Source organism: Streptomyces sparsus, assembly GCF_054776295.1.
The window spans coordinates 1-4,534 of the sequence record NZ_BAAHCA010000373.1 but is presented as its reverse complement, the minus strand read 5'-3'; the positions used below and the strand labels follow the sequence as shown (position 1 = coordinate 4,534).

Sequence of the window (4,534 nt, the reverse complement as noted above, 5' to 3'; positions counted from 1 at the left end):
GCACCGTCCCGGGCGGCGGCCTGCGTCTTCAGCGGCACCCCGCCCACCGGCCCCACCTCGCCGTCGGCGCTGATGGTGCCGGTGCCGGCGATGGTCCGGCCGCCGGTGAGGCCGCCGTCCCGGCCGTCGCCCTCCAGCTTCTCGATCACCCCGAGGGTGAACATCAGGCCGGCGCTGGGGCCGCCCACGTCCTCCAGGCGCAGCGTGACGTCCACCTCGTCGGGGGACAGCTCCAGGCGGCTCAGGGCGGCCTGGACGGCGGCGTTCTGCGAGCGTTCCATCTCGGCGGTGTTGTGCCGGCGGATCTCCTCGACGTTGCCGCCGACCGGGTACACCGCGTCGAGCGGCATCACCGCGCGCTGCCCGGAGAACCAGGCCCGCACCACGTCCGGCAGTCGCACCGTGTCGTCGGGGGCGGTAGCCGCGATGGTCGTCATCAGCAGCTCTCCCTCGGGCCGGCGTCCGTCACCGCCGTCGGCGTCGGTGACCGTGATCACCGGCCGGCCGCGGTGCTCACCCAGGACGTCCGTGGTGATCCCGGGCTGGGCGACCGCGTAGGGCAGCGGGACGAGCACGGCGACGGCGAGCAGCGCGGCGACCAGTGCGGCGCAGACCGCCAGCGCCGGTCCGCGGCGGATCGGGAGAGACGACATCACCCCTGCAATCTAGAGCACCCGCCGGGAACGGCCGCACCCGCTCGCCGGGCGGGTCAGTTCAGGGCGTCCGCGACCTCCTGGGCGGCGGCGACCACCCGGTGGCCGCCCAGCTCGGGCACCGCCTCGGCGAGCATGACCACGCCGACGCTGCCCTCTATGCCGCCCACCCCCAGCAGGGGGGCGGCGGCGCCGCAGGCGCCGGCCTCCAACTCGCCGCGGGTCAGGACGAAGCCCGTCTCCAGCTCGGGGTCGGGGCGCCGTCCGGCGAGGATCGCCCGGCCTGCGGCGCCCCGGTCCAGCGGGTGCCGGAAACCGGTGCGGTAGGCGACGTGGTAGTCCGTCCAGCTGGGCTCGACGACGGCGACGGCCAGTGCCTCGTTGCCGTCCACCAGGGTGAGGTGGGCGGTCGCACCGACTTCTTCGGCGAGCGACCGCAGCGCGGGCAGGGCCGCTTCGCGGACCAGTGGGTGGACCTGGCGGCCCAGGCGCAGCACGCCGAGGCCGACGCGGGCCCGGCCGCCGAGGTCGCGGCGGATCAGCGAGTGCTGCTCCAGCGTGGCGAGCAGGCGGTAGATGACCGTCCGGTTGACCCCGAGTTTGTTGGACAACTCGGTCACGGTCAGCCCGTGATCGGTGTCGGCGAGCAGTTTCAGGACCCGAAGTCCCCGGTCGAGCGTCTGAGATGTCTCCGCGGTCACGACGCCCCTCCTCGGTTGAGTGGCGGCGGAGGCCTCCTGGTGGAGCAGGGTCGCGCATGCGCTGCCGGTCCCGCCGGTCAGCATGGGCGTCGAAGGCCACCGGTCGCGCTGGCAGGCCGCACCGGCTGCGCTCCGGGGCGGCGCTGCCACGGGGCGTGTGCGTGACCGGAAACCTAGCGACCGGCACCGCTCACCGGAAGACCGCGTCCAGAATCCGGGCAATATCCAAGCCAAGCCGTCCGCTTTGCCCTGATTTGCTGGGCAGGCTGCGCGCGTTGCGCGGGCAACTCGGCACACGCTTTCAGCACGTTCGGGCAGCGCGCGACGTCAACGCTCGGCCGGCGCGCGACACCAACGGGTGCGGGCGGCACGAGAAGACGCCCACGCGGGCGTGCGGCACACGACGCCGACGCGTGCCGCACGAGGCCCACGCGTGCACACGACGCCGACGCGTGCCGCACGAGACCCACGCGTGCGCGCGACGCCAGAACCCGTACGCGCCCGCGTCAGCGCGTGCGGGCACCTCGCGGGGGCGTCAGCGCATCCGGGTGGCCCACTCGCGGACCTTGTCGATCCGCTGCTTCAACTGGCCCGCGGTGGCCTCGGCGCTCGGCGGTCCACCGCACAGCCGGCGCAGCTCGGTGTGGATCACTCCGTGCGGCTTGCCGCTCTGGTGCGAGTAGGCGCCGACCAGCGAGTTGAGCTGCTTGCGCAGTTCCAGCAGTTCCTTGTGGGTGACGACGGGCCGCCGCTCGGCCGGCACCTCCAGCAGGTCCGCCTCCTCGTCGGGGCGCTTGCGACTGTGCGCGATCTGCTTGGCCTGCCGCTTCTGGAGCAGCATCTGCACCTGGTCGGGTTCCAGCAGGCCGGGAATGCCGAGGTAGTCCTGCTCCTCCTCGCTGCCGGGGTGAGCCTGCATGCCGAACTCGGCGCCGTCGTACATGACGCGGTCGAAGACGGCGTCGGACTCCAGCGCCTCGAAAGGCAGTTGGTCGGCGTCCCCGGTGTCCTCGTCCTGCTGCTTCTCGGCCTCCTTCAGCAGGTCGGCCTCCTCGGCGTACGGGTCGTCCTCGCTGTCCTTCTTGGGCTTGTCCAGGACGTGGTCGCGTTCGACCTCCATCTCGTGGGCGAAGCCCATCAGCATGGGGATCGTCGGCAGGAACACCGAGGCGGTCTCGCCGCGCCGCCTGGACCGCACGAAGCGGCCGACGGCCTGCGCGAAGAACAGCGGCGTGGAGATGGTGGTGGCGTAGACGCCGACCGCCAGCCGCGGCACGTCCACCCCCTCGGAGACCATGCGGACGGCGACCATCCAGCGGTCGTCGGAGTGCGTGAAGTCCTCGATGCGCTGCGAGGCGCCGGAGTCGTCGGAGAGCACCAGCGTCGCGGACCGGCCGGTGATCTCCCGCAGCAGCTTGGCGTAGGCGCGGGCGGACTCCTGGTCGCTGGCGATGACCAGCGCGCCGGCGTCGGGAATGGCCTTGCGCACCTCGGTGAGCCGCCGGTCGGCGGCCCGCAGCACACTGGGCATCCACTCGCCGCGCGGGTCCAGCGCGGTCCGCCAGGCCTGCGAGACGGCGTCCTTGGTCATCGGCTCACCGAGCCGGGCGGCGATCTCGTCGCCGGCCTTCGTCCGCCAGCGCATGCTGCCGCTGTAGGACAGGAAGATGACCGGGCGGACCACGCCGTCGCTGAGCGCGTTGCCGTAGCCGTAGGTGAAGTCGGCGACGGACCGGCGGATGCCGTCCGAGCCCTCCGCGTACGTCACGTAGGGGATCGGGTTGGTGTCCGAGCGGAACGGCGTGCCGGTCAGCGTCAGCCGGCGGGTGGCCGGGTCGAACGCCTCCGAGCACGCCTCTCCCCAGGACTTGGAGTCGCCGGCGTGGTGGATCTCGTCCAGGATGACCAGCGTCTTGCGCTGCTCGCAGCGGTTGCGGTGCAGCATCGGCCGCACCCCGACGCCGGCGTACGTCACCGCGACGCCGTGGTACTCCCTGCCGACGGGTCCGGCGCTGTACTCCGGGTCGAGCTTGATCCCTATCCGGGCGGCGGCCTCGGCCCACTGCTTCTTCAGGTGCTCGGTGGGCGCGACCACCGTCACCTGCTGCACCACGTGGTGGTGCAGCAGCCAGGAGGCCAGGGTGAGCGCGAAGGTGGTCTTGCCCGCGCCCGGGGTCGCGACCGCGAGGAAGTCCCTGGGCTGCTTCTCCAGGTACTGGTCCATCGCGGCCTGCTGCCAGGCGCGCAGCTTGCCCGCGGTGCCCCAGGGGGCACGTCCGGGGAAGGCCGGGGACAGGTGATGGGAGGAGGTGGTGGTAGTCACGGTCTCCGTCGGGCTGGGTCGGCGATCGGCAACCGCGTCAGACTACCCGCGCGGCCGGGTGCGTCCCCCGCGGACGCCGCGAACCCCCGGCAAGTGCGGTGTGCGTCACACCGCGCCGCCCTCGCGCAGGCGGCGCAGTTCCTCGGCGATCAGCTTGACTTCGTCGAGCTTGCCGGAGGCGATGTCGACGACCAGGTCGTACGCCTGCTCCTGATCGACATCCGCCATGTCGGCACCGTTGATGTCGAGAAAGACGACGGTACACATCCACGCGGTGCGCTTGTTTCCGTCGATCAGCGCACGGTTCGAGGTGAGCGACTGGAGCAGGGCCGCCGCCTTCTCGAACAGCTCCGGGTAGGCCTGCACACCGTACATCTGCTGCTGTGGCCGGTGCAGCGCCGAACCGAGCAGCCCCAGGTCCCGGACCGCCACTTCCTGCCCACCGCAAGCGAGTTGGGCGAGGTCGAGTGCTTCCTGAAGCGTCAGGTACTTCACGCGCCTACTCCCCCAGCCCGCGGAGCAGTTCCGCGTGCTTGTCGGCGTACTTGGCCCCCAACGAGCGGACCGTCGCGCGGTCCGCCTCCTCCACGAGGTACCGCTCCACAGCCAGAAGCACTATCGCGTGCATGCTTCTGCCCTCTTGGTCGGCACGCGCCTTGAGAGCTTCCTGCACATCCTCGGGCAACCGCAGGTTCATAGCCATACCACGACGGCACCACCGGGTGACCCCACGGTGCTACCGGATACGGCGGACCGGCCGCCCCCTGGCTCAGCCGGTGACGACGGCGGCCTGGGGGCGGATCGGCAGGCGGTTGACGGGGCGGCCGGTGGCGGCCCGGACGGCGGCGGCGACGGCG

The 4,534-nt window shown here is 72.2% G+C and carries 5 protein-coding genes; all 5 read right to left on the bottom strand.

The window, feature by feature from the left end; genetic code table 11:
• Positions 1-653 (bottom strand): hypothetical protein (locus tag ACYVE9_RS16630; RefSeq protein WP_461028648.1); only part of this gene is annotated, 653 nt, incomplete at its 3' end.
• A gap of 56 nt (positions 654-709) precedes the next feature.
• Positions 710-1,354, bottom strand: a complete 645-nt coding sequence (locus ACYVE9_RS16625; protein WP_461028647.1) for an IclR family transcriptional regulator — start codon at positions 1,352-1,354, stop codon at positions 710-712.
• 535 nt (positions 1,355-1,889) lie between these two features.
• Positions 1,890-3,677: a DEAD/DEAH box helicase gene (locus ACYVE9_RS16620; protein ID WP_461028646.1), complete on the bottom strand. Its 1,788-nt coding sequence runs from the start codon at positions 3,675-3,677 to the stop codon at positions 1,890-1,892.
• Positions 3,678-3,782: 105 nt separating this feature from the next.
• Positions 3,783-4,172: a type II toxin-antitoxin system death-on-curing family toxin gene (locus ACYVE9_RS16615; protein WP_461028645.1), complete on the bottom strand. Its 390-nt coding sequence runs from the start codon at positions 4,170-4,172 to the stop codon at positions 3,783-3,785.
• Between the two features lie 4 nt (positions 4,173-4,176).
• Positions 4,177-4,380 carry a FitA-like ribbon-helix-helix domain-containing protein gene (locus ACYVE9_RS16610; protein ID WP_461028644.1) on the bottom strand — a complete coding sequence of 68 codons (204 nt, stop codon included), beginning with the start codon at positions 4,378-4,380 and terminating at the stop codon, positions 4,177-4,179.
• Positions 4,381-4,534 lie beyond the last annotated feature (154 nt).

Excerpts from the sequence above, each read along its gene's own strand:
- ACYVE9_RS16610 (WP_461028644.1), bottom strand. The coding sequence starts at position 4,380 with ATGGCTATGAACCTGCGGTTGCCCGAGGATGTGCAGGAAGCTCTCAAG.